The 23,972-nt window shown below is 36.3% G+C and carries 21 protein-coding genes, 21 tRNA genes, 2 rRNA genes, 1 pseudogene and 1 riboswitch (1 of these 46 only partly in view); of the genes and pseudogenes, 8 read left to right on the top strand and 37 right to left on the bottom strand.

Annotation, left to right across the window (positions count from 1 at the left end; translation table 11 throughout):
* Position 1: 1 nt before the first annotated feature.
* Positions 2 to 328 (bottom strand): DMT family transporter, encoded by a 327-nt coding sequence (locus LIS78_RS28175; RefSeq protein WP_252285451.1) that lies wholly within the window; start codon positions 326 to 328, stop codon positions 2 to 4.
* Between the two features lie 213 nt (positions 329 to 541).
* On the opposite strand from LIS78_RS28175, the gene LIS78_RS28170 reads away from it, so the two are divergent.
* Both LIS78_RS28170 and LIS78_RS28165 read left to right on the top strand, forming a co-directional pair.
* Entirely contained in the window at positions 542 to 1,828 is a 1,287-nt protein-coding gene (locus tag LIS78_RS28170) for an IS110 family RNA-guided transposase (RefSeq protein WP_252285450.1), read from the top strand.
* Positions 1,829 to 2,279: 451 nt separating this feature from the next.
* Positions 2,280 to 2,358: riboswitch (ZMP/ZTP riboswitch) on the top strand.
* A 48-nt stretch (positions 2,359 to 2,406) separates the two neighbouring features.
* Positions 2,407 to 3,573, top strand: a complete 1,167-nt coding sequence (locus LIS78_RS28165; RefSeq protein WP_209152317.1) for a phosphoribosylaminoimidazolecarboxamide formyltransferase — start codon at positions 2,407 to 2,409, stop codon at positions 3,571 to 3,573.
* A 104-nt stretch (positions 3,574 to 3,677) separates the two neighbouring features.
* On the opposite strand, the gene LIS78_RS28160 is transcribed toward LIS78_RS28165, so the two are convergent.
* Together LIS78_RS28160 and LIS78_RS28155 are read right to left on the bottom strand one after the other, a co-directional pair.
* A complete protein-coding gene (locus tag LIS78_RS28160; protein ID WP_252285449.1) occupies positions 3,678 to 4,121 on the bottom strand; it encodes a dienelactone hydrolase family protein in 444 nt (147 codons plus the stop codon).
* The gene (locus LIS78_RS28155) at positions 4,090 to 4,218 is read right to left on the bottom strand and encodes a hypothetical protein (protein ID WP_252285497.1); all 129 of its coding nucleotides are present in this window, start codon (positions 4,216 to 4,218) and stop codon (positions 4,090 to 4,092) included. The genes LIS78_RS28160 and LIS78_RS28155 overlap by 32 nt, the downstream gene beginning before the upstream one ends.
* A 322-nt stretch (positions 4,219 to 4,540) precedes the next feature.
* Here LIS78_RS28155 and LIS78_RS28150 point away from each other — a divergent pair, with 322 nt between their 5' ends.
* Entirely contained in the window at positions 4,541 to 5,068 is a 528-nt protein-coding gene (locus LIS78_RS28150; protein ID WP_252285448.1) for an NAD(P)H-dependent oxidoreductase, read from the top strand.
* A gap of 37 nt (positions 5,069 to 5,105) precedes the next feature.
* Here LIS78_RS28150 and LIS78_RS28145 read toward each other — a convergent pair whose 3' ends face one another.
* Together LIS78_RS28145 and LIS78_RS28140 are read right to left on the bottom strand one after the other, a co-directional pair.
* Positions 5,106 to 5,441 carry a winged helix-turn-helix transcriptional regulator gene (locus LIS78_RS28145; protein WP_252285447.1) on the bottom strand — a complete coding sequence of 112 codons (336 nt, stop codon included), beginning with the start codon at positions 5,439 to 5,441 and terminating at the stop codon, positions 5,106 to 5,108.
* Between the two features lie 492 nt (positions 5,442 to 5,933).
* A complete protein-coding gene (locus LIS78_RS28140) occupies positions 5,934 to 6,218 on the bottom strand; it encodes an AbrB/MazE/SpoVT family DNA-binding domain-containing protein (protein WP_209152320.1) in 285 nt (94 codons plus the stop codon).
* Between the two features lie 748 nt (positions 6,219 to 6,966).
* Between LIS78_RS28140 and aimA the strand changes: the two genes are divergently transcribed.
* From aimA to LIS78_RS28120, 4 genes and pseudogenes are all read left to right on the top strand, one after another.
* Entirely contained in the window at positions 6,967 to 8,601 is a 1,635-nt protein-coding gene (aimA, locus tag LIS78_RS28135; protein WP_252285446.1) for a glutamate/serine transporter AimA, read from the top strand.
* A 49-nt stretch (positions 8,602 to 8,650) separates the two neighbouring features.
* A complete protein-coding gene (locus LIS78_RS28130; protein ID WP_074683997.1) occupies positions 8,651 to 8,878 on the top strand; it encodes a hypothetical protein in 228 nt (75 codons plus the stop codon).
* A 283-nt stretch (positions 8,879 to 9,161) separates the two neighbouring features.
* Positions 9,162 to 10,508 carry a branched-chain amino acid transport system II carrier protein gene (gene brnQ, locus LIS78_RS28125; protein ID WP_252285445.1) on the top strand — a complete coding sequence of 449 codons (1,347 nt, stop codon included), beginning with the start codon at positions 9,162 to 9,164 and terminating at the stop codon, positions 10,506 to 10,508.
* Positions 10,509 to 10,806: 298 nt separating this feature from the next.
* Positions 10,807 to 10,992: pseudogene (locus tag LIS78_RS28120) on the top strand (HU family DNA-binding protein); the annotation flags it as partial.
* Between the two features lie 95 nt (positions 10,993 to 11,087).
* Here the strand turns inward: LIS78_RS28120 and LIS78_RS28115 are convergent.
* The 4 genes from LIS78_RS28115 to fsa all read right to left on the bottom strand — a co-directional run bounded on the left by LIS78_RS28115 (position 11,088) and on the right by fsa (position 16,015).
* Complete coding sequence (locus LIS78_RS28115; RefSeq protein ID WP_252285495.1) at positions 11,088 to 12,299, bottom strand: Ger(x)C family spore germination protein; 1,212 nt, start codon at positions 12,297 to 12,299, stop codon at positions 11,088 to 11,090.
* Entirely contained in the window at positions 12,283 to 13,410 is a 1,128-nt protein-coding gene (locus LIS78_RS28110) for a spore germination protein (RefSeq protein ID WP_252285494.1), read from the bottom strand. Before LIS78_RS28110 ends, LIS78_RS28115 begins: the two co-directional genes overlap by 17 nt.
* A 3-nt stretch (positions 13,411 to 13,413) precedes the next feature.
* Positions 13,414 to 14,991, bottom strand: a complete 1,578-nt coding sequence (locus LIS78_RS28105; RefSeq protein ID WP_434092391.1) for a spore germination protein — start codon at positions 14,989 to 14,991, stop codon at positions 13,414 to 13,416.
* Between the two features lie 355 nt (positions 14,992 to 15,346).
* On the bottom strand, positions 15,347 to 16,015 hold the full coding sequence (gene fsa, locus LIS78_RS28100; protein WP_252285492.1) for a fructose-6-phosphate aldolase: 669 nt from the start codon (positions 16,013 to 16,015) through the stop codon (positions 15,347 to 15,349).
* Positions 16,016 to 16,569: 554 nt separating this feature from the next.
* Here fsa and LIS78_RS28095 point away from each other — a divergent pair.
* Entirely contained in the window at positions 16,570 to 17,397 is an 828-nt protein-coding gene (locus tag LIS78_RS28095) for an HAD family hydrolase (RefSeq protein ID WP_209152328.1), read from the top strand.
* Between the two features lie 857 nt (positions 17,398 to 18,254).
* Here the strand turns inward: LIS78_RS28095 and LIS78_RS28090 are convergent.
* The 28 genes from LIS78_RS28090 to LIS78_RS27955 form a co-directional block, all read right to left on the bottom strand.
* The gene (locus tag LIS78_RS28090) at positions 18,255 to 18,635 is read right to left on the bottom strand and encodes a hypothetical protein (protein ID WP_209152329.1); all 381 of its coding nucleotides are present in this window, start codon (positions 18,633 to 18,635) and stop codon (positions 18,255 to 18,257) included.
* A 17-nt stretch (positions 18,636 to 18,652) separates the two neighbouring features.
* On the bottom strand, positions 18,653 to 19,837 hold the full coding sequence (locus tag LIS78_RS28085) for an Alp7A family actin-like protein (protein WP_209152330.1): 1,185 nt from the start codon (positions 19,835 to 19,837) through the stop codon (positions 18,653 to 18,655).
* Positions 19,838 to 20,274: 437 nt separating this feature from the next.
* A complete protein-coding gene (locus LIS78_RS28080; protein ID WP_209152331.1) occupies positions 20,275 to 20,478 on the bottom strand; it encodes a hypothetical protein in 204 nt (67 codons plus the stop codon).
* Positions 20,479 to 20,524: 46 nt separating this feature from the next.
* Positions 20,525 to 20,872: a hypothetical protein gene (locus LIS78_RS28075; protein ID WP_209152332.1), complete on the bottom strand. Its 348-nt coding sequence runs from the start codon at positions 20,870 to 20,872 to the stop codon at positions 20,525 to 20,527.
* A gap of 188 nt (positions 20,873 to 21,060) precedes the next feature.
* Positions 21,061 to 21,375: a hypothetical protein gene (locus tag LIS78_RS28070; RefSeq protein WP_209152333.1), complete on the bottom strand. Its 315-nt coding sequence runs from the start codon at positions 21,373 to 21,375 to the stop codon at positions 21,061 to 21,063.
* A gap of 132 nt (positions 21,376 to 21,507) precedes the next feature.
* Positions 21,508 to 21,579 (bottom strand) — tRNA-Glu (locus LIS78_RS28065).
* 19 nt (positions 21,580 to 21,598) lie between these two features.
* A tRNA-Ser gene (locus tag LIS78_RS28060) sits at positions 21,599 to 21,689 on the bottom strand.
* A gap of 3 nt (positions 21,690 to 21,692) precedes the next feature.
* Positions 21,693 to 21,767: transfer RNA gene (locus LIS78_RS28055), tRNA-Asn, on the bottom strand.
* 3 nt (positions 21,768 to 21,770) lie between these two features.
* Positions 21,771 to 21,847, bottom strand: a tRNA-Ile gene (locus LIS78_RS28050).
* A 6-nt stretch (positions 21,848 to 21,853) separates the two neighbouring features.
* Positions 21,854 to 21,927 (bottom strand) — tRNA-Gly (locus tag LIS78_RS28045).
* 11 nt (positions 21,928 to 21,938) lie between these two features.
* Positions 21,939 to 22,014: transfer RNA gene (locus tag LIS78_RS28040), tRNA-His, on the bottom strand.
* 19 nt (positions 22,015 to 22,033) lie between these two features.
* Positions 22,034 to 22,107, bottom strand: a tRNA-Trp gene (locus LIS78_RS28035).
* 8 nt (positions 22,108 to 22,115) lie between these two features.
* Positions 22,116 to 22,191, bottom strand: a tRNA-Phe gene (locus tag LIS78_RS28030).
* A gap of 10 nt (positions 22,192 to 22,201) precedes the next feature.
* A tRNA-Asp gene (locus LIS78_RS28025) sits at positions 22,202 to 22,277 on the bottom strand.
* Positions 22,278 to 22,281: 4 nt separating this feature from the next.
* Positions 22,282 to 22,358: transfer RNA gene (locus LIS78_RS28020), tRNA-Met, on the bottom strand.
* A 13-nt stretch (positions 22,359 to 22,371) separates the two neighbouring features.
* Positions 22,372 to 22,464 (bottom strand) — tRNA-Ser (locus LIS78_RS28015).
* A 27-nt stretch (positions 22,465 to 22,491) separates the two neighbouring features.
* Positions 22,492 to 22,568, bottom strand: a tRNA-Met gene (locus LIS78_RS28010).
* A 30-nt stretch (positions 22,569 to 22,598) separates the two neighbouring features.
* Positions 22,599 to 22,674: transfer RNA gene (locus LIS78_RS28005), tRNA-Ala, on the bottom strand.
* 10 nt (positions 22,675 to 22,684) lie between these two features.
* Positions 22,685 to 22,761: transfer RNA gene (locus LIS78_RS28000), tRNA-Pro, on the bottom strand.
* Positions 22,762 to 22,765: 4 nt separating this feature from the next.
* Positions 22,766 to 22,842, bottom strand: a tRNA-Arg gene (locus LIS78_RS27995).
* A 9-nt stretch (positions 22,843 to 22,851) separates the two neighbouring features.
* Positions 22,852 to 22,940, bottom strand: a tRNA-Leu gene (locus LIS78_RS27990).
* Between the two features lie 14 nt (positions 22,941 to 22,954).
* A tRNA-Gly gene (locus tag LIS78_RS27985) sits at positions 22,955 to 23,029 on the bottom strand.
* 19 nt (positions 23,030 to 23,048) lie between these two features.
* Positions 23,049 to 23,130 (bottom strand) — tRNA-Leu (locus tag LIS78_RS27980).
* A 13-nt stretch (positions 23,131 to 23,143) separates the two neighbouring features.
* Positions 23,144 to 23,219: transfer RNA gene (locus LIS78_RS27975), tRNA-Lys, on the bottom strand.
* Positions 23,220 to 23,227: 8 nt separating this feature from the next.
* A tRNA-Thr gene (locus LIS78_RS27970) sits at positions 23,228 to 23,303 on the bottom strand.
* A gap of 4 nt (positions 23,304 to 23,307) precedes the next feature.
* Positions 23,308 to 23,383: transfer RNA gene (locus tag LIS78_RS27965), tRNA-Val, on the bottom strand.
* A gap of 116 nt (positions 23,384 to 23,499) precedes the next feature.
* Positions 23,500 to 23,615, bottom strand: a 5S ribosomal RNA gene (gene rrf / locus LIS78_RS27960).
* 62 nt (positions 23,616 to 23,677) lie between these two features.
* A 23S ribosomal RNA gene (locus LIS78_RS27955) occupies positions 23,678 to 23,972 on the bottom strand (it continues 2,629 nt past the right edge of the window).

Below are 23,972 nucleotides of genomic sequence, written 5' to 3'. Positions count from 1 at the left end.
ATTATTCACTCCTGCTCCCGTTTTCCTTAGTAAATGTTTTCATTCCAACAATTCCAGTTAGTAAAATTAATAAAAAGATGATTTGTGTAATAGAGAAAGGCTCGCCTAGGTAGACCCCCATAAGATAAGTCCCTGCCGTTCCGATGCCTACAAATACAGTATAGGCTGCAGCAACTGGAATCTTTTTATATGAATAAATTAGTAGAATACAGCTTACTAAAATTAAAACAAAGGTAATAATCCATTCTAAAAGTGTAGTGGCATACTTAAGACCTGAAGCCCACAAAACTTCTAAAATCCCAGCAATGACGACCAATAACCATTTCATTTTACTCACTCCCTAAAAAAATGACTGACTGTCATTCATTATATTTCAACTTCAAGAAAGTGTCAAAAGGAAAATGATTATAAGATTTTTAAGTAGTTTGAATGATAATTAAATATTTAAAATAAGTAAAAAGCGTCGAGATAAAAAATCCCCCTTGATATGATGCAGAAGGTCATGGCCATGACTTCAATTCATCATTCAAGGAGGACTCTTATGAATTGTACTCAAAACGAAAAGTTAAATCAAGTTACACCCCATACACTGATTGTCGGGGTAGATATTGCTAAATTTAAGCATGTTGCTCGGGCACAAGATGATCGTGGAAAGATCCTTGGAAAAGCTCTAACCTTCACGAATACAAAAGAAGGATTTGATGCGTTCTTTGCCTGGTTGGAAGAGATGCAACACAAACATGAGAAAGCCGATGTTCTAGTTGGTATGGAACCTACCGGTCATTACTGGTTAAATCTAGCCTATACACTAAAGGAGAGACTTGTCTCCTTCGGAGTCGTTAATCCTCTGCACGTTAAGCGAAGTAAAGAACTTGACGATAACTCTCCAACGAAAAATGATATCAAGGATGCTAGAGTTATCGCTCAACTGATAAAAGATGGTCGATTTTCTTATCCTCGCTTACCAATGGATCAAGATGCAGAAGTAAAGGCAGGAATTACAATTAGAAACCAAATTGTAGGTGATTTACAGGCTCTACAAGGACGGATTCATAATTGGCTAGATAAGTATTTTCCAGAGTTTTTAACCGTTTTTAAAGACTGGAGTGGAAAGATGGCGTTGGCCACGCTAGAACATATTCCTCTTCCAGTTCAACTTAATCAAACAACACCCGAAAGGGTGGCAGAAATATGGTCCACGTACGGAGGCGTACAACGCCCAAACCATAAACGAATACAGCGACTTCAAGAGGCTGCTGGACGTTCAGTAGGATTAACGGTTGGACTACAGATGGCACAACGAGAAATAGCCACAAATATCAAACGATATAAGATGCTTAAAGAAGAACTACATGCATTAGAAAAACAATTGGAAGACCTTGTGCTGACCCTGCCGGGTATTGCTGAAATGCTGACTGTACCTGGTGTTGGGATGGTAACTGTTATTGAACTTTATTCTGAGTTAGGTGATATTAAAAACTTTGAAAATCCACGCCAAATCTTAAAATACGCGGGATTAAATTTGCGAGAATCCAGCTCAGGAAAGCATAAAGGACAAACACGAATTACCAAACGAGGAAGGGCTAAATTGAGGGCTTTGCTCTTTCGGACTGTTATGCCCCTTGTTCGACATAATCGAGCCTTTAAGGCTCTGCATCAGTACTATACAACGAGACAAGAAAACCCTTTACGTAAGAAACAATCACTGATTGTACTTTGTGGGAAGTTAGTTCGTGTTCTACATACTGTAGGTCAGAAACAATGTCCATTTGATGAAGAGCGAATGATACGAGATATTCCCCATCTTTCTTTAGCTCTAGGAGCTTAACCTTTGTCCATTAGAAATGAAGCACGGAGTATTTGGGATAAAGCATTTTTCCAGGCATTCGACCTTGCAAACTAGCATTACCAAACTCTATCTCATAGACAGATTGAACGAAGGAATGTAGGCGCTAAGACGCTGAGAGACATGGGAGGTTTCATCGCTATGAGGCACATAGAGATCCATTGTGCGACTATATGTATGTCTCCATCTTTTTTTAAAATAATGGAAAAAGAATAGCGAAGCTATTCCCCTTAGTACCAGTTTCTTATAAAAATGAAAATATAAGGTTAGAAATGGACATAAAAAAATTTTTTATATTTTATTTCCCCCCTATAAACCCTTGATATTACTCAATTTATAGAGGGAGATCTGTATATCATATACAACTAAAAAGAAAAATTCGGCTAAATGTATTGTTAAAATTAATATTATTATGTAAAATTTTCTTATAAAACAGACTATGTGTTACTGGCGTAAACATGGAGGACCATGAGGAAGCACATAGATAACGGCCGTACGCCTGGGCAATGTATTTGAACATGAGTTCAAATACTTTTTTATTTAGAAAGGGGATTTTTTAAATGAAAGAGATTGGTTTACGGTACGGAATGAATCCAAATCAAGGTAAAGCTAAAGTTTACAATGCAGAAAACACACCTATTAAAATCTTAAACGGAGAAGCTAGTTATATTAACTTTCTAGATGCATTAAATGCTTTTCAATTGGTTCGAGAGCTTCGACAAGCCACTAGTCAACCTGCAGCAGCGTCTTTTAAACATGTAAGTCCAGCAGGTGCTGCTGTATATTCTCCACTAAATGAAACACTTGCTGAATCTTATTTTATTGAAGAGGCAGACCTTTCTCCTTTAGCTATTGCTTATGTAAGAGCGCGTGGAACAGATAGGATGTCTTCGTTTGGAGATTGTGCTGCTTTTAGTGATGAAGTGGATATAACTGCAGCTAATCTCCTCAAAACAGAGGTTTCTGATATGATTGTTGCACCAAGCTACACTCAAGAAGCACTAGAGATTTTAAAGCAGAAAAAGAAAGGAAAATATTTAATCTTAGAGATTGATCCAAACTATGTGCCTGATCCAATTGAAAAAAGAACGGTATTTGGAATTACTTTAGAACAAGAAAGAAATGAGGTACAGATTGGGAAAGAAGTTTTTAATCATATTGTTACGACTCAATCTGTTATGCCTGATAATGCAAAGAGAGACCTTCTTGTTGCTCTTATTACATTAAAATATACACAATCAAACTCCATTTGTTTCGCATTAGATGGTCAAACAATTGGAATTGGTGCTGGACAGCAGTCCCGTATTCATTGTACGAGGTTGGCAGCTGAAAAAGCTGATAAATGGTGGTTAAGACAACATCCAAGAGCCCTTAACATGAAGTTCAGAGAAGGCATTTCTCGTGTAGAAGTGAATAATGCAATTGATGGATGGTTGAATGATGATATTACTGAGGTAGAAAATGAACAATGGAAAAGATGTTTTGAAGAGGTCCCTGCTAGGCTAAGTAAGAGTGAAAAACAAGAATGGCTAAAAAGATTAAAAGACGTTTCTTATGCATCTGATGCTTTTTTACCGTTTCGTGATAATATAGATCGTGCGGCTCAGAGTGGCGTTAAATATGTGGTTCAAACAGGCAATTCTTTACGAGATGAACAGGTTACACAGGCGGCAAATGAATATGGAATGGTCATGGCGCATTCAGGCATACGTGTATTTCATCATTGAGCTATGAATAAATATAATTACTCAAAAAGAGCCATCCCCTTAGGTCTTGGCTCTTTTTTATACTGTTTCCGATAAGCGACATCTTGTCGCACCATAATATAATTTTATAGGAAGCTTTCACTTAATTGCTTCTGTACAAATTCATTTATATGTTGCAAAGCCAGATGAGCTGACAGTTTCTTGTAATTATCTGAAAATGGATCCATAAATCCATGAGATCCTTCAAAACTTTTCACTTGCAAAAACGAATATCTTTTTTTCTTTAACACGTCTACTAGTTTATGAATATCGAATGCTTTTTCTTTATTTGCAAATACAAGTAATGTAGGACATGTAGGCTCAACATCTACATAATTCCGTATGCGTGATCCGTAACAACCTATTACAAAGTCACATATCTTATTTTCACCACATAACCATGCTATTGTTGCTTCAACACTAAATCCAATGACTCCGAATCTCCTATATTGTTGTTTTAGTTCGACTATGACTTGATTAATTTGTTGAACTCCCTTTTCAAATCCAACACTTTGAGTGAAATTTTGCATAAGCAAATTCTTCTTCTCTATACAAATAAGAAATTTTTTTATGTAATAAATTGGGACATACTATATCTATCCCTAATTTTGATAATATCTCCTTCATATATTTCATATGTTCGTTAACTCCGTATATTTTATGAACTAGTACAATTGCCATATTATGATTCTTCATCATAATCCTCCTATTAAGACACTTTATTTTTAGTTTATATACAATTCAGTTTTATTTCTGCTTCTCATACAGTGCATTACTAGGACTATGGCATAACACCCCTAGAGTTAGTAACTCTAGGGGTGTTATTGTAATGATTACTCAGTAAAAAACACTTACCTAAAGGTAAGTACCTGTACTAAAAGTGCGTACTTACACATCTGTAGTAGGGGTTTTATAATCGAAATGTAATTAATATTAAGGAGGAATAATTTTGAAAACTCTTGTTATCGTAACACACCCACGCTTAGAAACATCAGTTATTAATAAGAGCTGGGTAGAAGAACTCAAAAAACATTCAGAAAAATATACCATTCACGAATTATATAAAGTTTACCCTAGTGGCAACATAGACGTGGAAAAAGAACAAAAATTGGTTAAATCTCATGGGAATCTAGTTTTTCAGCTCCCTGTATACTGGTTTAATTGTCCACCTCTTTTAAAAAAATGGATAGATGATGTTTTAACTTATGGATGGGCCTATGGTTCAACAGGAGATAATTTAAAGAATCGTAAAGTTGCTTTTGCTGTGTCTGCAGGGATTAAAAAAGAAGACTATAGTGATAATGGAAGGTATCAATATACACTTGAAGAAGTATTGGTTCCGTTTAAAACCACAGTTCTATATTGCAACGCAGATTATCGTTCATTCTTTGCTTTTTATGGAGCAGAATATAAACCTTCTGCAAGTGAAGTAAAAAAAAGTGCTCAAGATTATTTCAATTTTATTGAAAACCTATAAGAAGTAGTTTTATCTATTGTTGTGCAACCTACAAATCTTACAAACTGTTTTTCTCTCCCCACTCACACATCATATCTAATAAGGGCATAAGAGAAAGACCACGTTTAGATAATGAATACTCAACTTTTGGAGGTATTTGTGGAAATTCCTTACGTATAATAAGACCCTCTCTCTCAAGATCTTTTAACATAACGCTTAATGTTTTATAGGAAATGGTACCGATACATCGTTTCAACTCATTATGTCGCATAACCTTATTTTCAGCTAGCCAATACATAATGATCATTTTATATTTACCGCCTATTAAAGACAGCGTATATCCAAAACCAGTGTTTTTTAGCTCTACACCAGTTGGAACACAGGTTTCACTCATAGGTTCTACTCTCCTTCTGATAAGTCAGTATGTAATATAAAGATGAATACTTTATAATTACATTTTAACAGACATGATGCCTTTATTCAGCTTGTATACTCTATGCATTTTTAGTTGGCGTAATCATCTTAATCACAGTTATAGGAATAAAGAACAGCCTTCTAACAGCGGTTCTTTATTCCTATCAAAGTTTTTAATTGGTTTAAAGAATAATTTCTCTTGCTTCTTTTAACGTAATAAATCTGTTACCTAGCATATTGTTATGGTGTTCTACTCCGAGGTAGCTTTTTTTATTGAATACGGATAAGTGACATTATGGTACCTTAAAAGTAAACTGTGAAATTGTATAGAGTGATATATAAGTCTCCATATGGAGCCTTAGCATATTAATGTGTGAAGATAATACAGCAGCAAGTGGCATTGCAACGTAAGAGCCGATCCAATATATTTTGAAAGGAATGTAGCTCCTAGAAGGTGAAAATGAAAGAATGGTCATTCAATCTGTTTTTCTATATCAATTAATTGTTGTAATAAAATCTTTTCTCCTTCTGAGCTTAGCACGATATTACCTATATACACTTTATTTTTATCACTTACCTTACCAGTGATAGCACAGGGTTTACTTTCACCACATTTTTCGATAATTATTGATTCATTTTCTATAGACATCTCCACATAACTCTCACTGCCTTTTATCCCTAAGGTTCGTCGTAGTTCACTAGGGAATGTGACACGTCCAAATTTGCCTAAACCCTTAATCAGCCCTATTTTTTTCATTTTCTCACTCCTAATTTAAATTATCTTTCAATTTAATAATGGTTATTAATTAATTGTATTTTGGTGACAAATTATCTCCATAAGAGAATTTTTTACTGGAGTAATTTTCATCACAAAAATGTATTATATTACCTTATTATCTTTTTCTTTTAATAAAAGTAATATATGAATTTAAACTAATAACAAAGATTTATTAAGCCTCATTTTATGATACAAACTACAGAATTAAACAAAAACCTACATAAAATCATCCAATAATATCCATTAAATTATTTATATGTAAAAAAGTATTTAAATCCATATATGATAACATTAAATGTTTCTATATCTAAATAATGGAGAATACGCACTTCTTTCTTATCGAATCATTCACAAAAAATAATTTAGAAAATTTATAATTTTTTGTCGTTTTCTGTATGATTATATAGTTCCTATTATAAATTAAAGATACGATTTCGCTGGAGAAAAATGAAAGCGTTTAATAATAGTTTATCTTTTCTTAATTCCACTTCAATGGAGTGAAGATATTTATAAACTAACTACAGAAAAAAAGTTGCTCTCATTGTATCCTTATTAATGACTTAAAGGAGTATCACTATCTCTTCAAGTTACGCTGATGTATCAACTCCTTTTGAAGCTAAGCAGACTACGATATCTACTATAATCCTTCCCTTACAAAGAAAGGGACTTTGGAGGATGTAATAGTCTTTCTATAATTACTACAACTTATATGAGAGAGGTTAAAAAAATGAATCATTTACATCGTAGGATGGGAACTTTTTCTTTAACAATGGTTGGACTAGGTTCAATCATTGGTTCAGGTTGGTTATTCGGGGCATGGAGAGCAGCTCAAATTGCTGGACCTGCTGCTATTATTTCCTGGATTATCGGTATGATTGTTATTTTATTTATTGGACTTTCTTACAGTGAGCTTGGATCTATGTTTCCGGAAGCAGGAGGTATGGTTAAATATACACAATATTCTCATGGATCGTTTCTTGGATTTATTGCTGCTTGGGCAAACTGGATTGCTATTGTATCTGTTATCCCAGTTGAAGCTGTTGCCTCTGTGCAATACATGAGTTCTTGGCCCTGGGAATGGGCAAAGTGGACAAGTAGTTTAGTGAAAAATGGCACTCTTACTTTACCTGGATTAGGCATTGCTTCTGTTTTATTACTTATTTATTTCTTACTAAATTTTTGGACAGTAAATCTCTTTTCCAAAGCAAATTCACTAATTACTATCTTTAAGATAGTGATTCCTGGCTTAACAATTGGATCACTTTTATTTGCCGGTTTTCATAGTGAAAATTTCACGTCTGGAGAAGGCATCGCGCCAAATGGTTGGGCAAGCGTACTGACGGCGGTAGCAACGTCCGGTATTGTATTTGCATTTAATGGGTTTCAAAGCCCTATTAATATGGCTGGAGAAGCAAAGAATCCTGGGCGTTCTATTCCATTAGCTGTAGTAGGATCGATTCTAATTGCTACTGTTATTTATATCTTGTTACAGGTTGCGTTTATTGGGGCAGTTGATCCCTCTATGGTTGTTCATGGATGGAGTCACCTTAATTTCAACTCTCCATTTGCTGATTTGGCTATTGCTTTAAGTATTAACTGGCTTGTTATTGTATTGTACGCTGATGCATTTGTTTCTCCTTCTGGAACGGGAATCACCTATACGGCTACCACATCTCGTATGATATACGGTATGGAAAAGAATAAATATTTACCTGGTGTTTTAGGGAAATTGCATCCTATTTATGGTGTGCCACGTCAAGCAATGTTTTTCAATTTAGCTGTATCATTCATTTTCTTATTTCTATTTAGAGGTTGGGGTGTATTAGCTGAAATTATTTCAGTTGCGACATTAATCTCTTATATTACCGGGCCTGTTACAGCTATGACGTTAAGAAGAACGGGGAAAGAGTTCTACAGACCATTACGTCTAAAAGGATTAAGTATTATTGCACCACTGGGTTTTGTATTTGCGTCATTAACCCTGTACTGGGCGAGATGGCCACTTACAGGACAGGTGTTATTCATTATTATGATGGGTCTTCCTATTTACTTTTATTATCAAGCAAAGTTGAAATGGAAAGGGTTTCAAAAGAACTTCCTAGCAGGACTTTGGATGGTTACTTACTTATTATGTATGATGGTTATTTCATATTTAGGAAGTGAAAAGTTTGGTGGAATAAATGTTATTCCATACGGTTGGGACATGCTTATCATTACATGTTTGTCTCTTGTTTTTTATGTTTGGGCTGTAAAGAGTGGATTTAAAACAGAATACCTCAAGGAAGCCACCAAAGTAAATGAAGAAATGAGATTAAGGGAGAGAACAATAGAGTCTCAATTAGATAAAGAAAAAGCTGTATAAAAATTGGTTTCTAGTGCAAGTATTTTATAAGTATGTGGAGATAGTTGTTATGTTGAAAAATAAGGTAGGAAAGTTAAAAATCTTTACGGTAGACTATTCTATATTAAAAAATAATAAAATAATTAATAATTCTATAGTCATGCAATCCATTAATGATCCAGATGAAATTGTAAGGTTAGCTAAATTGGATATATCTACAAAAGAAAGAGTGTTCATTCAAAATGTAAAGATTTTAAGATTTAAGTCCATCCCATCTCATGGACATAATTTAGAATAGAAGAAACTCTTCCAAAAGGGAATTTGCTTACAATAGCAAAAGCTTCTTTTGACGATGTTATTGAGATATTTTACTTGTCTTATTAGATGCCTAAGGCATCTTTTTCTCTTTTCCCATATGTTCGAGGGCTATAGGAAAAGTCGAATTCCTATCTATCGTAATGCCACGAGAAATCAAAACATGAAAAGACCGAAAAGTTTTCTAAAAAACACTGTACATTCTTGCGGTCTCTTGTTTCATTTATATAAAAATAGTGAAAGTTGTTATTTTATGGAGGTTTTATATGTCGGATAAAGTGCCATTTTCATTCACAGTAGTTATTGGTTTAATGTTATTTGCTCTATTCTTCGGGGCAGGAAATTTAATTTTCCCACCAATGCTTGGTCAGTCAGCAGGAATAAATATTTGGTCAGCTAATGCCGGATTTTTAGTAACCGGAGTTGGGTTACCGTTACTTGGTGTGTTAGCATTTGGTTTTTCAGGAAAAGATGATGTACAGTCACTAGCGAGTCGCGTACACCCTGTGTTTGCTCTTGTGTTTACAACCGTACTTTATTTAGCGATTGGTCCTTTATTTTCCATACCAAGAGCAGGAACCGTTTCTTTTGAGATAGGCGTCAAACCTTTTTTGTCGGAAGATCTAGACCACATACCTTTATTTATTTTCACCATCATCTTTTTTAGCATCACATGCTTTTTATCACTTAATCCTGTTAAAACTGTCAATATTATCGGAAAATTCCTAACACCCATTAAGTTAACATTTATTGGAGTACTTGTAGCGATGGCTTTTATTCATCCGATTGGGGGTTTCCAAGCACCTACGAAAAATTATAAAATTCATTCATTTTTCAAGGGATTTCAGGAAGGTTATTTAACAATGGATGCTCTTGCAGCTTTTGTTTTTGGAATTATTATTATTAATGCTATTAAAGAAAAAGGCGCAAAAACAAAAAAACAAATTATGACTATTTGTGCAAAAGCAACAGGAATTGCTGCCATTATCCTAATAACCATTTATACAGCTCTTTCTTACATGGGTGCTTCAAGTGTAGAAAAACTTGGACACTTAGATAACGGAGGTACTGTTTTGGTAAAAGTCTCGAATTATTATTTTGGAGCTTACGGTGGAATATTATTAGGATTAATGATTACGGTAGCTTGTTTAACAACTAGTGTAGGACTTGTTGCTTCTTGTTCTTCATTCTTTCATAAACTATTTCCAAAGGTATCTTATAAAATACTTGCTATTAGTCTGTCTGGTTTTAGTGCAATCGTTGCTAACATCGGGTTAACGCAGTTAATTGCTATTTCTGTACCTCTATTAACAACTATTTATCCATTAGCTATTGTATTGATTTTCTTAACTTTTTTTCATTCTTTATTTAAAGGAAAAACTGAAGTTTATCAAGGGAGCTTACTTTTGACATTTATTATTAGTCTATTCGATGGGTTAAATACGGGTGGTATTCACATTTCATCCATTAATAGTTTCTTTATTAGAGTTCTCCCTATGTACAAATTAGGATTAGGGTGGATTGTTCCAGCTATTATTGGAGGATTAATAGGTTTTAGCATAGTACAAGTAAAAATCCTTCTTAATTACAGGTCATCTAGACTGAATAAATAATAAATATTCTGATGCAAAGGTTACATCCATTTGAAAATAGGAGAAAATCATCAAAAGGAAGCTTTGTTCTTATTGAGCAAAGCTCCCTTTTTGACGAGTTTCTTCTGTCTTGAATGGGGTTCATTTTGTCTTAGAGCAAATCTCAGCATCTAGTTTTATTAGATAACTTTTAAATCCTCAAATGAGTGCTTATGTTTGAACATTTTATAAAGACTGTGATATGTTCTACATATACATACTATATATGCAGTAAGAAATGAGGTATTTACATATGAAAAAAGCTGTAGATGCATTGTTTGAAACGATTTCTAATACACTTGCTAATGAAGAAAAAATTCAATTGATTGGATTCGGCACATTTGAAGTACGTGAACGTGCAGCTCGTACCGGACGTAATCCCCAAACTGGTGAAGAAATGACGATTCCAGCTTCAAAAGTTCCTGCGTTTAAACCCGGAAAAGAATTAAAAGAAGCTCTTAAATAAGTATAGGATGAATACTTTTCAGAAAGCCTCAAGGTTATTCCTTGGAGCTTTCTTTCATTTTTGACATCAAAATAAGCAAAGTTAAACTTGAAAGCTTACTTCGTTGATCCTGACGCTCCATAATCTTTAATCATTAATTTCACATCATAGTTAATCGGAATTCCACTAAATGTTTGATCCCAATTCTCTTTAACCCTCATCCATACTCTAGGATGCTTAATTCTCAATCGATTTCCGAAACCCGCAACATCGACTTGATATTCTTTTTGCATTTTTTCTAGTACGTTTCTTACCAGGTGCTTTACTTTTTTTTCTGAAGTTTTTTGTGCGTTCTGCAAAAATTGATTGTTAAAAGTGCTCCCTGAGGTCATCCAACTTTCAGATAGCCTTCCCACTGATTCAATGTGTACATCAAAAGAGATATTATTTCCTTTCACATGGGGTTGAATGTGACTTTTCATAGACTCTATTTCATATACGATCAGCTGACCGGTCTTTTTATCAAAGCTTTTTACTAGGCCACCTTTTCCTTTACCTGTGATCCAAGTCAGACCATCCAGTTCTTCCTCATTCAAAAAACCAATCATTTTGTTTGTTTTTCCTTTAATTATACCTGCACCCGCAAATTTGATTTCTCCATTTGCTGATACTACATTTTGCAACAGAAAACTAGACCGTGATTGGATCTTGCTCTCTAGTTTAATAAGCGGCATAGGAGGTAAAATTCTCGTTGTTCGATAGGCATTTTCCACCATTGCAGACAAATGAAATGCTGGGATCTCTCCTGCTGTTTTTGATTCGAGTGTGTCGCTTGCTCTCCCTTTACTAATAAACATCAGACAACTTGGTCTAAAATCATTGTCACGAAGACTTTGATCGACTAATTGTTCCAAACTATACGATCGTGCAAGGGCCTCACCGATAACCATCACTTTCATATGGGGACTAGTTAAAGGAGTATCACTTCTTAAAGATAATTCACGAAGCATTTGAAAAGCAGAATCTCCTGTTTCAGACACATTCACATAAGATTTCTGTTGAGGACCTCCTTGTTTAGTGGTTGAACTTGCCACTTGTGGGGTGATAAGTTGATAGGTTGACGTAATCAGGTTCTTTCTCGCATATCCCCCTCCTTGTTCATCAAATTCTTTTTCAATCATGGACTCCTTCCCCTTATCAAGCGCCACACCTACCCCTAAACTTCTTTCTTCAATTTCATGACTACTCCAGCAGCCCGCCAGAGGAACGAGCAAAAAAACAGAAAGTAAAACCAATAAGAACTGTACGTGATTAGAGGTTTGTTTCATACTTTCTCCCCTTTACTTTTGAAATGATGAGAAGAAGCAGCGGTAAAAAGCCAAATAAAACTAAGGCAGCGTTGCCAACCATATCCCCTACTTTAAATACATCATTGATGTTTTTGGGGATCATGGAAATAAGATAAATAACGGGAAGCACGCCATACATAAATGGATGAATGTTCTTTTGGAAAAGTTGAGATAGTCCTAATGAAGCAGCGTAATGATTAACAGTAAAAGAAGTAAACATTTGCATAATCCATACCACCAGCAACAGAGAATCAAATCGTTCAAAAATCAAACCGGTCAGCTCAAAACTTCGTATCAAATCAAGTGTGGGCCATGTTCTTGTAACTACTCCATCAACCGATAACGCTCCGATCACCATTACAACAGTAATCACATAAATGAATAAAGGAATAGTAATTCCAACTAGTACAGCTTTTCCTGCTTTGTGTGGTTCTTTCATAAAAGCTAAAATGATTAACATGATTTCAGGACCTGTGAATGCAAGAGCAGTTGTTTTTATGCCTTTGAGCACCGGTGTGATACCTGAACCTAGTACTGGGTGCAGATTGTCTACTTCAAATATTTTGATACTCATAAAGGCAACAAGTAAAAAAAGAATAACCGTAATAGGTAATATAATCTCAAATAGACGAGCAATTGGATTTATCCCCCCTCTGATTAGGTAGAGACTTGCCCACATAAAGGGCATAATAATAGCCCATTTAGGGGTTCCTTCCAGCAATAGATATCCTGTTACTTCTGCCAATGAACGGGCATGAAACCCACCAAGTACTAAAAAATAACCTATTATGAAGAAACTAAATAACTTGCCCATCCATTTCCCTACAATTTCTTGACTGTATTGATAAAACGTTTTTTCAGGAAATTTTTTACTTAATTTCACCATAATTACTCCTGCTATCATGGTGATTATTCCGCCTAAAATAACACTTAACCAAACATCTGGTGTTTTTACTTGTTCCGTAACTGTCCGGGGCAAGGTAAGAATTCCTGTTCCAAGTATAAAATTGATAACAACCACGGTTGCTTGAGGTGTCGTAATACGATCGTTTGAATTGATCATTACCCACAGTTCACTTCCTTTCATCATAAGCTACCCTTTTCGTAGAGGATCTTTGGTATGCATCATCTTTGGACGTCGTTTCATCATCATAAGAGGCATACGGACCATCAAGTCTTTCCATTCACTTAAACGATAAGGAACAGCTGGACTCATATAAGGCACGCCAAAGCTTTTTAGTTTCACTAAATGGCTCATCATGAAAAGGAAAAATAAGATGACGCCATATAATCCAAGTATGGCAGCACAAAGCATGGCTACAAAGCGAAGAATCCGCAATGTAATGCCTAGACTATATTGCGGAATAGAAAATGATGAGATCGCCGTTAACGCCACTACAATCACCAAAATAGGGCTAACAATCCCTGCCTGCACAGCAGCTTCCCCAATAATTAATCCACCGACAATTCCCATTGCTGGACCAATTGGTTTTGGTAACCGGAGGCCGGCTTCCCTCAAAATTTCGATGGATAGTTCCATAAATAACGCTTCGATAAGGGCTGGATACGGCACGCCAGACCTTGATCCTATAATGGAAATGGCTAACTTAGTCGGAATCAATCCTGGATGAAATGAGATAAACGCAATATACAAAGCCGGTGTAAAAAGCGAAAGAACCACTGCGATATAACGAAGAACACGAAGAAATGTACCGGGAATCCACCTTTCATAATAATCTTCCGGGGACTGTAACATCATGCTAAACGTAACAGGGGCAATCAAAGCAAAAGGCGTCCCGTCTAATAAAATGGCCACCCGACCTTCCATCAAGGCAGCGACTACTCGGTCAGGACGTTCCGTATTCTGTACCTGAGGAAAGGGGCTAAGATAATTATCTTCAATGAGTTGTTCGACATAACCTGACTCGGGCACATTATCAACATCAATTTTCTTAATTCGCTTTTCTACCTCTTGGACTAATTCTGAATCAACGATCCCGTTTATGTAAGAAACAACCAGGTCTTTTTTCGAACGCTTTCCTACTTGGAACTTTACGAGCGACAAATTCTCAATCTCTCCGTTCCCTCTTAAAAGAGATGTATTATCACTTAAAGATTCGGTGAAGCCTACCCGTGGACCTCTCACTAATGCTTCTGATACGGGCTCTTCAATCGTCCTTGTTTTTACTTTACTTGTACCAAGAATAAATGTATGTGATAACCCGTCAATTAAAAGTGCCGTAGATCCTGTTAAGAATTTTGATGCTAAATCTTTAACAGATTGAACCTCTTCTACATCACTGATCGATAATACTTGATTTTTTATCAATTCATTTGAAAAGCTTCCCTTTCCGTAAGGCTGTTTCAATTGGTATTCTGCTGAAAAATCAGCCATCAATGATGACAAAATATGTTTATCAATAAGATCTTTATCTGATAGTCCTTCAACGAAGACAATACATGCTTGAATGCCGGTACGTCCTATAATAAACTCCCTAAAATGAACGTCAGAGTTATGACCAATTTCTTTTCTAACTTCCTTTATATTTGAATTGAAATCACGTGTAAATGGATTAGCTGAATTTTTAGATACAGATTCCTGTTTGTTTTCATTTTCATTAACATGGTTTCCTATTTTTCTACTTTTCGATTTCCAATTTTTCATTTTCATCACTCTTCCTCTGAAGTACGAATCCAATTAAACAATCTGGAGATTATATATGGGATGAAAAATGCCATTAACGCTTGCATAAAAACTTGCCACTCTGGAAGATAGGAAACCATTGATTTCCACATACTAATCACCCTATTTATCTTTATATTAAGGAGGGTCTAGACACAAACACCCTTAAAATATCGTTATTTACTCCATGGGAAATTCTTTTATTTACCAGGTAGTATTATTCTTCTCTTTATTTCTTATACAAAGGGAAGTTAATCTGATTTGAATATAGGAGAAATTTATGAAAAGAAGCCTTTGCTCTTGTTGAGCAAAGGCTTTTTTTGACGAGTTTCTTCTATTTGTTTTAGTTTTTAACAGCTTTTTTCCAATCATTCGCAAATTTTTCAATTCCTTGTTCAGTTAAAGGATGTTTTACTAATTGCTCGATAACGGAGTAAGGAATTGTTGCAATATGAGCACCTGCCATTGCTACACGAGTTACATGATCTGGATGTCTTACAGATGCAGCAATGATTTGAGAATCGATATTTTGAACACGGAATAGTTCTGCAATTCTGGATACTAAGTGTACTCCATCCTCAGAGATATCATCTAACCGTCCTAAAAAAGGAGAAACGTAGGTTGCACCAGCACGAGCAGCTAAGAGAGCTTGATTCACTGTGAAAATAAGTGTTACATTTGTTTTTACACCTTTTTTAGAAAGATAACGAGTAGCTTCTAACCCAGCTAATGTCATAGGAAGTTTAATCGTAATATTTTTATCTCCATCATTAATTTTAATTAATTCTTCAGCTTGAGCAATCATATCTTCAGCTGTAATTGCATCAGGTGTTACCTCTGCTGAAACAGATTCAACTTCTGGCACCATTTGAAGAATTTCTTCAATACGATCTTCAAATCTTACGCCTTCTTTTGCTACTAGAGATGGATTGGTTGTAACGCCAGATAAAACTCCCACTTTGTATGCTTTCTTAATGTCTTCAAGGTTTGCAGTATCAATAAAAAATTTCATGATTTCTTTCCTCCAATAGTTTGAAAATCAAAATGTATTTTTTCTTTACAATAGAGTTATATGTATGAAATCTATACTTCCCCAAGCTTCAAGATAGCTGACGAGCTTCTTTTATTCTATCTAAAATTACCACGATCATAAAGTAAAACGCTTTCTGTAAATGGATTCTTTTTCTTAATTTTAGGTTTTGTTTTATGAGATAGATTATAGAAATACTCTATACAGTAATAGAAGCCTTATATTAACTAACAAAATATCTTGACTACAAGATAAGTAAAACAAGCTATCTAATTCTAGATAGCTTGTTTCTGTTGTTTTTTATAACTTCTCTACGGTAATAAAAATAAGAAAAGACCTATTAAGATAACGAAGATACCAATGTACATATCCTCATTCATTTGTATCAGATCCCGAAGCAGGGATTAAACGTTTTACGCCGAATTTTCATAATTAGAGAAGGTATGATTTAATAGAGCTATCCTAGATAATAATAAAAATAAGGTAACTTTAGTTCGTACAAAGGACTAAAGAGAGGAAGGAATTAAGATCAAACGATGAAATGTATTTCAATTGATTTAGATGGTACGTTATTAAACTCTCAACATGAAATATCTGAGGAAAATGTGAAAACCTTAAAAGAATTGCACGAGCAAGGACATAGCATTATTTTGAATACAGGCCGAGCCTATGCAGACGTAATTAAACTGAAGGCGGTACAAAATATGGAAGTTCCTATTTTTTGTATCAATGGTTCTGTTTTATACTCGAAAACAAGAGAATTGCTGTATGAGGCAACTATATCTGTTTCTACATATAAAAAAATATTTTCCATTCTAAATGAAATTGGTGTAGGGATTCTTGTATACACTAATTATGGTGGCTTTCCTTCAACTTTGCCTCCATTACATAATAAAAGTAAGGAAGAGCTCGCTACTCTTTTTCAAGAATATAATTACGATGAACTTCTAAACAAAGACAACCTTAAAATCTATAAACTAATTGCTTTGGTACAGTACGAGCAATTAGAAAAAATTGAAGAAGTAAAAAGGGCATTAGCTAATCAATTTGATATTTCGATGGCTTCTTCTTTTCCTAATAATGTAGAAATCACTTCAAGCGAAGCTCATAAAGGAAAGGCTATATTGTGTTACCAACAGATGATGAATCTGAATTTTGAAGAGATTTTTGCTTTCGGAGATGGAGGCAATGATCTTGCCCAATTCGAAGTAGCAACTACTTCAGTTGCTATGGGAAATGCTCCTCTAGACATTCAACAAAAAGCTGATTTCATAACCAAAACAAATGATGAAGATGGATTTGCTTATGCAGTACGCTATCTTTTAAAACTAACAAAAACACAAGATGTCATATCCGTGATATAACACTAAATTATGCCCGTTGTATTGAAAAACCTGTACCTTTGCACATTCTATAAAAATTCAGTTAAGCCACTCTAAAAGAGTGGCTTTTTTAGAAAGTTTTTAACTTTTAATTTATTAACTGTAGTTAATAAAACTCAATTGGAAAATATCACTTATTTTGCTAGCATGTTCAACAAAATGAAAAGGAATAAGGGCGTTACTTCCTGGTAATAGCCTTCTCACTGTATCTGTACTCTTCGTTTGTCACGTAAAATTTTATTGCCTCTAAGCGTCTAAATAGAGGTACCTTTTTGGACTATCTATATTGGAAAATCTCAATCATAAATTAACTATACACAGTTAAGGGGATTCTGGTGCAAAAGTGTTGAAATGTTGTTACTGAGAGGCTACCAGAAAAAAATATCCTTTATTTCGCAGTTAAATGTCCATTTATTGCAATTCTGAGCGTTTCTCATAATACTGTTTTTAGTGAAGGAGTTGGGGGGATTGAAAAAAATCATATACTGGATTATCTTTATTTTTTTGATTGTAGCTTATGTGACTGACATAGAAAACATTGACTTAAAGGATTTATTCTCTTCATCACAAGAAAGTACTACATCCTATGATAAGTAAAGTGATCTATTTTCCGACTGATAAATATTCTATAATTATTTGTAATAAATAAAGGAACTCGCCAAAGTAGTAGCAGGTTTAAGCCTGGTGCTACATAAATGTTTCATAGCTAGAGAAATATTTATATGGATGGTTTATATCTTAATTGAGCAACCTACCTAAAATGAATGAATCACCACCTTATAAGTAGTGATATGTAAAACCGAAAAAACCACTAGGATGGATTCTAGTGGTTTTACTGTTTAAAAATCGTTATATTCTTCTAAGTCGTCATCGTCTAATGAGCCAGATATATTTTCTAAATCTGCAATCTTTCCTTCTTTTAGTTGTGGAACCTTTGAAGAAGGCTCTTCTTCTTTGAAGGAATCGTTTCCTACAAAACCTGTTGTTTTTGCTAATGTTTTTAAATCAGCTAATTCATTCTTTATATGTTCAAGCATTTCGTAGGTTTTTTTGTCTTTAATTGCTTTTCTTTCGGTCGATGAATCATCTAGATCACGTAGAATTAAGGAGGAAATATAATCCCCTAACTTACGCGATTTAGCATATTTAGCTAGTTTATTATAAACTTCATCACTCAATTGATTTGTCTTAATGGTAAACGCATTTTGACGCTCTGACATCCCTATCACCTACGTTGTTAGGATTTAACGGCTTTCTTCTCTGCTGCTTGCTTCTTTTGAATGTAACCAATACTACGAATCTCTAAGCCAAATAAATTTAAATGGCGGCTATCTTGGGGAACCTTATGATACTTCTCCGTACGTTCTTCTCCAATTTTTTCACGCATACTATTCATGATAGCTACTTCTAAAGTAGGAGCTACTCCACCGCAGTATACATACTTACGTAGTTTATTCGCTGGTGGTGGTGCGACATCATTTAATTTAGCCAATAAGATTTCCACATATTCTCGTAGTGAAGATTTGATTGTACTTGTTAAATCAATAGATTCACCTGTATTCTCGTTTTTTAATACAAACTTTTGCTTGCTGTAGTTATCGAGAATAAATTGATCAAAGGCACGTAAGTCTGTAAATAATTCTAGAAATTTCTCTTTACGCAATTTATCAATATGAGCTAAATAAGGAATACCCTCAATGCTTTGGAACGATTCACGACTATTAGCAGCTTTCAACCCTTCGGGTAGAATAACCACATCAATGGAACCACCGCCTATATCCACCATCACCGTTTCACATTCTACATACTCATTTGCATCTTCACGATCTTGAAGTGTTAAGTCTTTTTTTAACGCAAAACGTGCACTTTCTCCCTCTTTTAAGCACGCACTTTCTTCTACTAATACCTTTAAAGTATTTTCAAAACCAGGCGTATGCACAGTAAATGTATGGTCGCCTAAGAAGCGATTAGCCATGGCTTTTTGAGCCGCCCCAAATGTGCTCTCTTTCTTAAGAAGCCAGATTGGTAACATGGTAGAAAAATAGTCAATTTCAATTGTATTGTCTTTTTTATTTTTCGCATGTAACGCATGGTAATACGCAATCGCAGCTAAAAAGGTGATGTATGGAATATGACTTGTAATTTTATTATGTAATTTATTAATGTGATTATTAGCCAGCAATTGACTAGCTGCAATTTCACCTACTAAGAAATAACGCTCCTTCTCTTCTCCCTCAATTGTTGTAGAAAGTAAAATGCGCTTTTTGAATTCTTCTGGAGCTGTAACAGCATCTGTAAAAAAGGAGTCTGCAGCTTCTTTTTGAAGTTCAACTACATTCGTTGGAAAATCAAATAGATATCCATCCATAATGTTCATATCAACAGAGTTACCGCAATCTTTATTAAAACGTGAAATTTTCATTTATAAACACCTCATTTTTTAAGTTGAACTTATATTCAACTTATTGTACTTGATATAGGATAAATATTCAATATGTGGGAGCAACTTAGTTATCTACAAAACATTACATCTATCAACAATTATGCAGATAAGTCCGTGCCTAGTATACGTTTTTTGTAATCGCTTTCATTTAGATAAATAATATGGTAAATTAATAGATGCATATTGGTTCTTAAAATCAACTTCCAACGAGTCCGTTACCCTTCGTGGTTACGGACTTTTTTATGTTCTTCATAAAATGTAAGTGCTTTATTTTCCAATATAGATTATAATAGAAATGCATTTGATTTCAGATGGTTATATACACCTATATCATCTTACTTCATTGAACCTATTCCTTTGTGTAGGAATAGGTTTCTTTCTTTTACTGGTCTACTGTAAAGGGAGCATACTAATGCTTAAAAGTTAGCCTGTAAAGCTTCAATTTTCTTCTTAAGTTTTTGGCTTTCTTCTAATTCGATGATTCTAGATTGGAGTTCTTTATTACCCAAGTTGTTTTCCAACTCTTCAGATAGCTTTATTCGCTTTTTATGGATTTCAATTCGTTGTTTAGCCATCTCTTCTACCTCTTTATTTAATTGAAATTGTTCGTATGGATTCATATGTATTCCTCCTTTATTTTTACTTTCAACATAAACAGGTATCCCTTTAAAATAGAGTCCAGTGAGTATTAACCACGAACATAGTGACTGCCCCAAACGCGTTAGCAATAAAGCTAAACCCCCATACAATTCGCATCCAAACTACCAAAGATCCATATGTCTTTCTAAAGGCTACTTCTCGCATAAAGATGAGATAAAGTACTGTAAACCCATATACACCAAATGCTACCCATTGAAAAGTTTCTTGAATTTGAGGGGCTACTAAGGCAACTGCTACTAAAGCTACGGTGAAAATGAGGTTTACAATCATAAAAAAGCTTACAAAACGCATCCACTTAAACCCTGTCTCATACAGTTTACCTGAATCTTGGTCTTCTTGTTTTAATTCTTCCATCATTCATTGCCCCTAATATTTAGTTTTTATCTATTATAGCATGGGATGTTAGTTTCATTTTTAGATTGCTAGTATTAGTATATTCAAGCTGAGGAAATTAGCCGCGAGTATTTTGTAGTTTTTGCATTAGAATTTTATATCGTATTTAATTAAAAGCAGTTTACAAATGTAAACTGCTTTTTTGTTAACTACTTAGACTGAAGAATTGCTTCTTTAACATACACTTTATAGTCAATAATTGCATCCTCCACTATGGGCAGTTCGCTTTCTGAATTGATATATCCGGCTAATGGTTTGGTACTTGCCTCAAAATAAGGAAGTTTTTCATCAAGAGAAAACTTAATACTGTTTTCATCTAGTGATAACATATCAACTATGGCGTCAGTACTCATTTCGTCTAAATACAGTTCCTTTGCTGAAATGATATTTATAGTGCCCACACATGTTAAGTCCACTACTTTAAAGCCTTTGTCTAATAGTTCTTTCATTAAATCTTTAGGCATCTAAAACCCTCCTTAACACTTACTAATTTTCGACATAAAAAGAGGGATTCCTTTAGAATAACATCCAGGGAGTATTACACATGAATATAAGTAAATAAAAGAGCAGTTTGCATATGCAAACTGCTCTTTTGATGACCCGTACGGGATTCGAACCCGTGTTACCGCCGTGAAAGGGCGGTGTCTTAACCGCTTGACCAACGGGCCATATTTAATTTACAACGACTGGCGAAGAAGGAGGGATTTGAACCCTCGCGCCGCTTACACGACCTACACCCTTAGCAGGGGCGCCTCTTCAGCCACTTGAGTACTTCTCCATATGGCTCCACAGGTAGGACTCGAACCTACGACCGATCGGTTAACAGCCGATAGCTCTACCACTGAGCTACTGTGGAATATGGTGGGCCTAAGTGGACTCGAACCACCGACCTCACGCTTATCAGGCGTGCGCTCTAACCAGCTGAGCTATAGGCCCTTCATTTGGAGCGGGTGATGAGAATCGAACTCACGACATCAGCTTGGAAGGCTGAGGTTTTACCACTAAACTACACCCGCGTTACTTAAGATGGGGCGACTGATGGGAATCGAACCCACGAATGCCGGAACCACAATCCGGTGCGTTAACCACTTCGCCACAATCGCCATACGTATCTACTTTAATTGGCAGGGGCAGTAGGAATTGAACCCACACTGACGGTTTTGGAGACCGTAGTTCTACCTTTAAACTATGCCCCTGTAGGAAGTGGTGGCTCGGGACGGAATCGAACCGCCGACACAAGGATTTTCAGTCCTTTGCTCTACCAACTGAGCTACCGAGCCTTTATGTAAATGGCGGTCCCGACGGGAATCGAACCCGCGATCTCCTGCGTGACAGGCAGGCATGTTAACCGCTACACCACGGGACCACTTTGGTTGCGGGGACAGGATTTGAACCTGCGACCTTCGGGTTATGAGCCCGACGAGCTACCGAACTGCTCCACCCCGCGATAATCATATAAATGGAGGAGGAAGAGGGATTCGAACCCCCGCGGGCTTTGACACCCCTGTCGGTTTTCAAGACCGATCCCTTCAGCCGAACTTGGGTATTCCTCCGTGTATTTATAACAAATGTAACTTATATGGTAGCGGCGGAGGGAGTCGAACCCACGACCTCACGGGTATGAACCGTACGCTCTAGCCAGCTGAGCTACACCGCCATATCATTCGTTACAATTATTTAATTAAATTGGTGGAGCCTAGCGGGATCGAACCGCTGACCTCCTGCGTGCAAGGCAGGCGCTCTCCCAGCTGAGCTAAGGCCCCATGATACTTCTGGTCGGGAAGACAGGATTCGAACCTGCGACCCCTTGGTCCCAAACCAAGTGCTCTACCAAGCTGAGCTACTTCCCGTTCATGGCGCGCCCGAGAGGAGTCGAACCCCTAACCTTTTGATCCGTAGTCAAACGCTCTATCCAATTGAGCTACGGGCGCTTATTAAAATGGTGCCGAGGGCCGGACTTGAACCGGCACGGTAGTCACCTACCGCAGGATTTTAAGTCCTGTGTGTCTGCCAATTCCACCACCCCGGCAGGACTTATGTATGTGGAGCGGAAGACGAGGTTCGAACTCGCGACCCCCACCTTGGCAAGGTGGTGTTCTACCACTGAACTACTTCCGCGTATTTATCTAAGTTAAGATGCGGGTGAAGGGACTTGAACCCCCACGTCATAAGACACTAGATCCTAAGTCTAGCGCGTCTGCCAATTCCGCCACACCCGCGTGTGAATATAAATGGTGAGCCATGAAGGACTCGAACCTTCGACCCTCTGATTAAAAGTCAGATGCTCTACCAACTGAGCTAATGGCTCGAAAAAAATGGTGCCGGCAAGAGGACTTGAACCCCCAACCTACTGATTACAAGTCAGTTGCTCTACCAGTTGAGCTACACCGGCACGGTGGTGGAGGATGACGGGATCGAACCGCCGACCCCCTGCTTGTAAGGCAGGTGCTCTCCCAGCTGAGCTAATCCTCCAAAAAAATCTATATAAGCGCGTTAAACAGCGTTATTTTCATTACTTATGATAGAATATTTCAAATAAAAAACCCCTATGCTCTTTTACAAGAGACTCATAAGGGGTCTTATTGATTGCCTGGCAACGTCCTACTCTCACAGGGACAAAGTCCCAACTACCATTGGCGCTAAAGAGCTTAACTTCCGTGTTCGGTATGGGAACGGGTGTGACCTCTTCGCTATCGCCACCAGACAAAGATTGCTCTCTCAAAACTAGATAACAGTTCGCTGAGTAAAGCTTACGCTTTTAAAGTTTTGGTTAAGTCCTCGATCGATTAGTATCAGTCAGCTACACATGTCGCCACGCTTCCACCTCTGACCTATCAACCTGATCATCTTTCAGGGATCTTACTAGCTTGCGCTATGGGAAATCTCATCTTGAGGGGCTTCATGCTTAGATGCTTTCAGCACTTATCCCGTCCACACATAGCTACCCAGCGATGCCTTTGGCAAGACAACTGGTACACCAGCGGTGTGTCCATCCCGGTCCTCTCGTACTAAGGACAGCTCCTCTCAAATTTCCTACGCCCACGACGGATAGGGACCGAAC

Origin of the sequence: Priestia megaterium (genome assembly GCF_023824195.1) — a bacterium.
GTDB lineage: Bacteria > Bacillota > Bacilli > Bacillales > Bacillaceae_H > Priestia > Priestia megaterium_D.
The sequence above is the reverse complement of the archived record's forward strand: the minus strand, read 5'-3'. Positions and strand labels throughout refer to the sequence as shown.

What these genes read in the sequence shown, in the direction of transcription:
- LIS78_RS28145 (WP_252285447.1), bottom strand. Translation starts at nt 5,441, where the DNA reads ATGAGTGAAACCTGTGTTCCAACTGGTGTAGAGCTAAAAAACACTGGT.
- aimA (WP_252285446.1), top strand. Translation starts at nt 6,967, where the DNA reads ATGAATCATTTACATCGTAGGATGGGAACTTTTTCTTTAACAATGGTT.
- LIS78_RS28090 (WP_209152329.1), bottom strand. Translation starts at nt 18,635, where the DNA reads ATGTCAGAGCGTCAAAATGCGTTTACCATTAAGACAAATCAATTGAGT.
- LIS78_RS28170 (WP_252285450.1), top strand. Translation starts at nt 542, where the DNA reads ATGAATTGTACTCAAAACGAAAAGTTAAATCAAGTTACACCCCATACA.
- LIS78_RS28160 (WP_252285449.1), bottom strand. Translation starts at nt 4,121, where the DNA reads ATGCAAAATTTCACTCAAAGTGTTGGATTTGAAAAGGGAGTTCAACAA.
- LIS78_RS28095 (WP_209152328.1), top strand. Translation starts at nt 16,570, where the DNA reads ATGAAATGTATTTCAATTGATTTAGATGGTACGTTATTAAACTCTCAA.
- LIS78_RS28140 (WP_209152320.1), bottom strand. Translation starts at nt 6,218, where the DNA reads ATGAAAAAAATAGGGCTGATTAAGGGTTTAGGCAAATTTGGACGTGTC.
- LIS78_RS28075 (WP_209152332.1), bottom strand. Translation starts at nt 20,872, where the DNA reads ATGGAAGAATTAAAACAAGAAGACCAAGATTCAGGTAAACTGTATGAG.
- LIS78_RS28070 (WP_209152333.1), bottom strand. Translation starts at nt 21,375, where the DNA reads ATGCCTAAAGATTTAATGAAAGAACTATTAGACAAAGGCTTTAAAGTA.
- LIS78_RS28155 (WP_252285497.1), bottom strand. Translation starts at nt 4,218, where the DNA reads ATGAAGGAGATATTATCAAAATTAGGGATAGATATAGTATGTCCCAAT.
- brnQ (WP_252285445.1), top strand. Translation starts at nt 9,162, where the DNA reads ATGTCGGATAAAGTGCCATTTTCATTCACAGTAGTTATTGGTTTAATG.
- LIS78_RS28105 (WP_434092391.1), bottom strand. Translation starts at nt 14,991, where the DNA reads ATGAAAATGAAAAATTGGAAATCGAAAAGTAGAAAAATAGGAAACCAT.
- LIS78_RS28085 (WP_209152330.1), bottom strand. Translation starts at nt 19,837, where the DNA reads ATGAAAATTTCACGTTTTAATAAAGATTGCGGTAACTCTGTTGATATG.
- LIS78_RS28110 (WP_252285494.1), bottom strand. Translation starts at nt 13,410, where the DNA reads ATGATGAAAGGAAGTGAACTGTGGGTAATGATCAATTCAAACGATCGT.
- LIS78_RS28115 (WP_252285495.1), bottom strand. Translation starts at nt 12,299, where the DNA reads ATGAAACAAACCTCTAATCACGTACAGTTCTTATTGGTTTTACTTTCT.
- LIS78_RS28130 (WP_074683997.1), top strand. Translation starts at nt 8,651, where the DNA reads ATGTTGAAAAATAAGGTAGGAAAGTTAAAAATCTTTACGGTAGACTAT.
- LIS78_RS28080 (WP_209152331.1), bottom strand. Translation starts at nt 20,478, where the DNA reads ATGAATCCATACGAACAATTTCAATTAAATAAAGAGGTAGAAGAGATG.
- LIS78_RS28175 (WP_252285451.1), bottom strand. Translation starts at nt 328, where the DNA reads ATGAAATGGTTATTGGTCGTCATTGCTGGGATTTTAGAAGTTTTGTGG.
- LIS78_RS28165 (WP_209152317.1), top strand. Translation starts at nt 2,407, where the DNA reads ATGAAAGAGATTGGTTTACGGTACGGAATGAATCCAAATCAAGGTAAA.
- fsa (WP_252285492.1), bottom strand. Translation starts at nt 16,015, where the DNA reads ATGAAATTTTTTATTGATACTGCAAACCTTGAAGACATTAAGAAAGCA.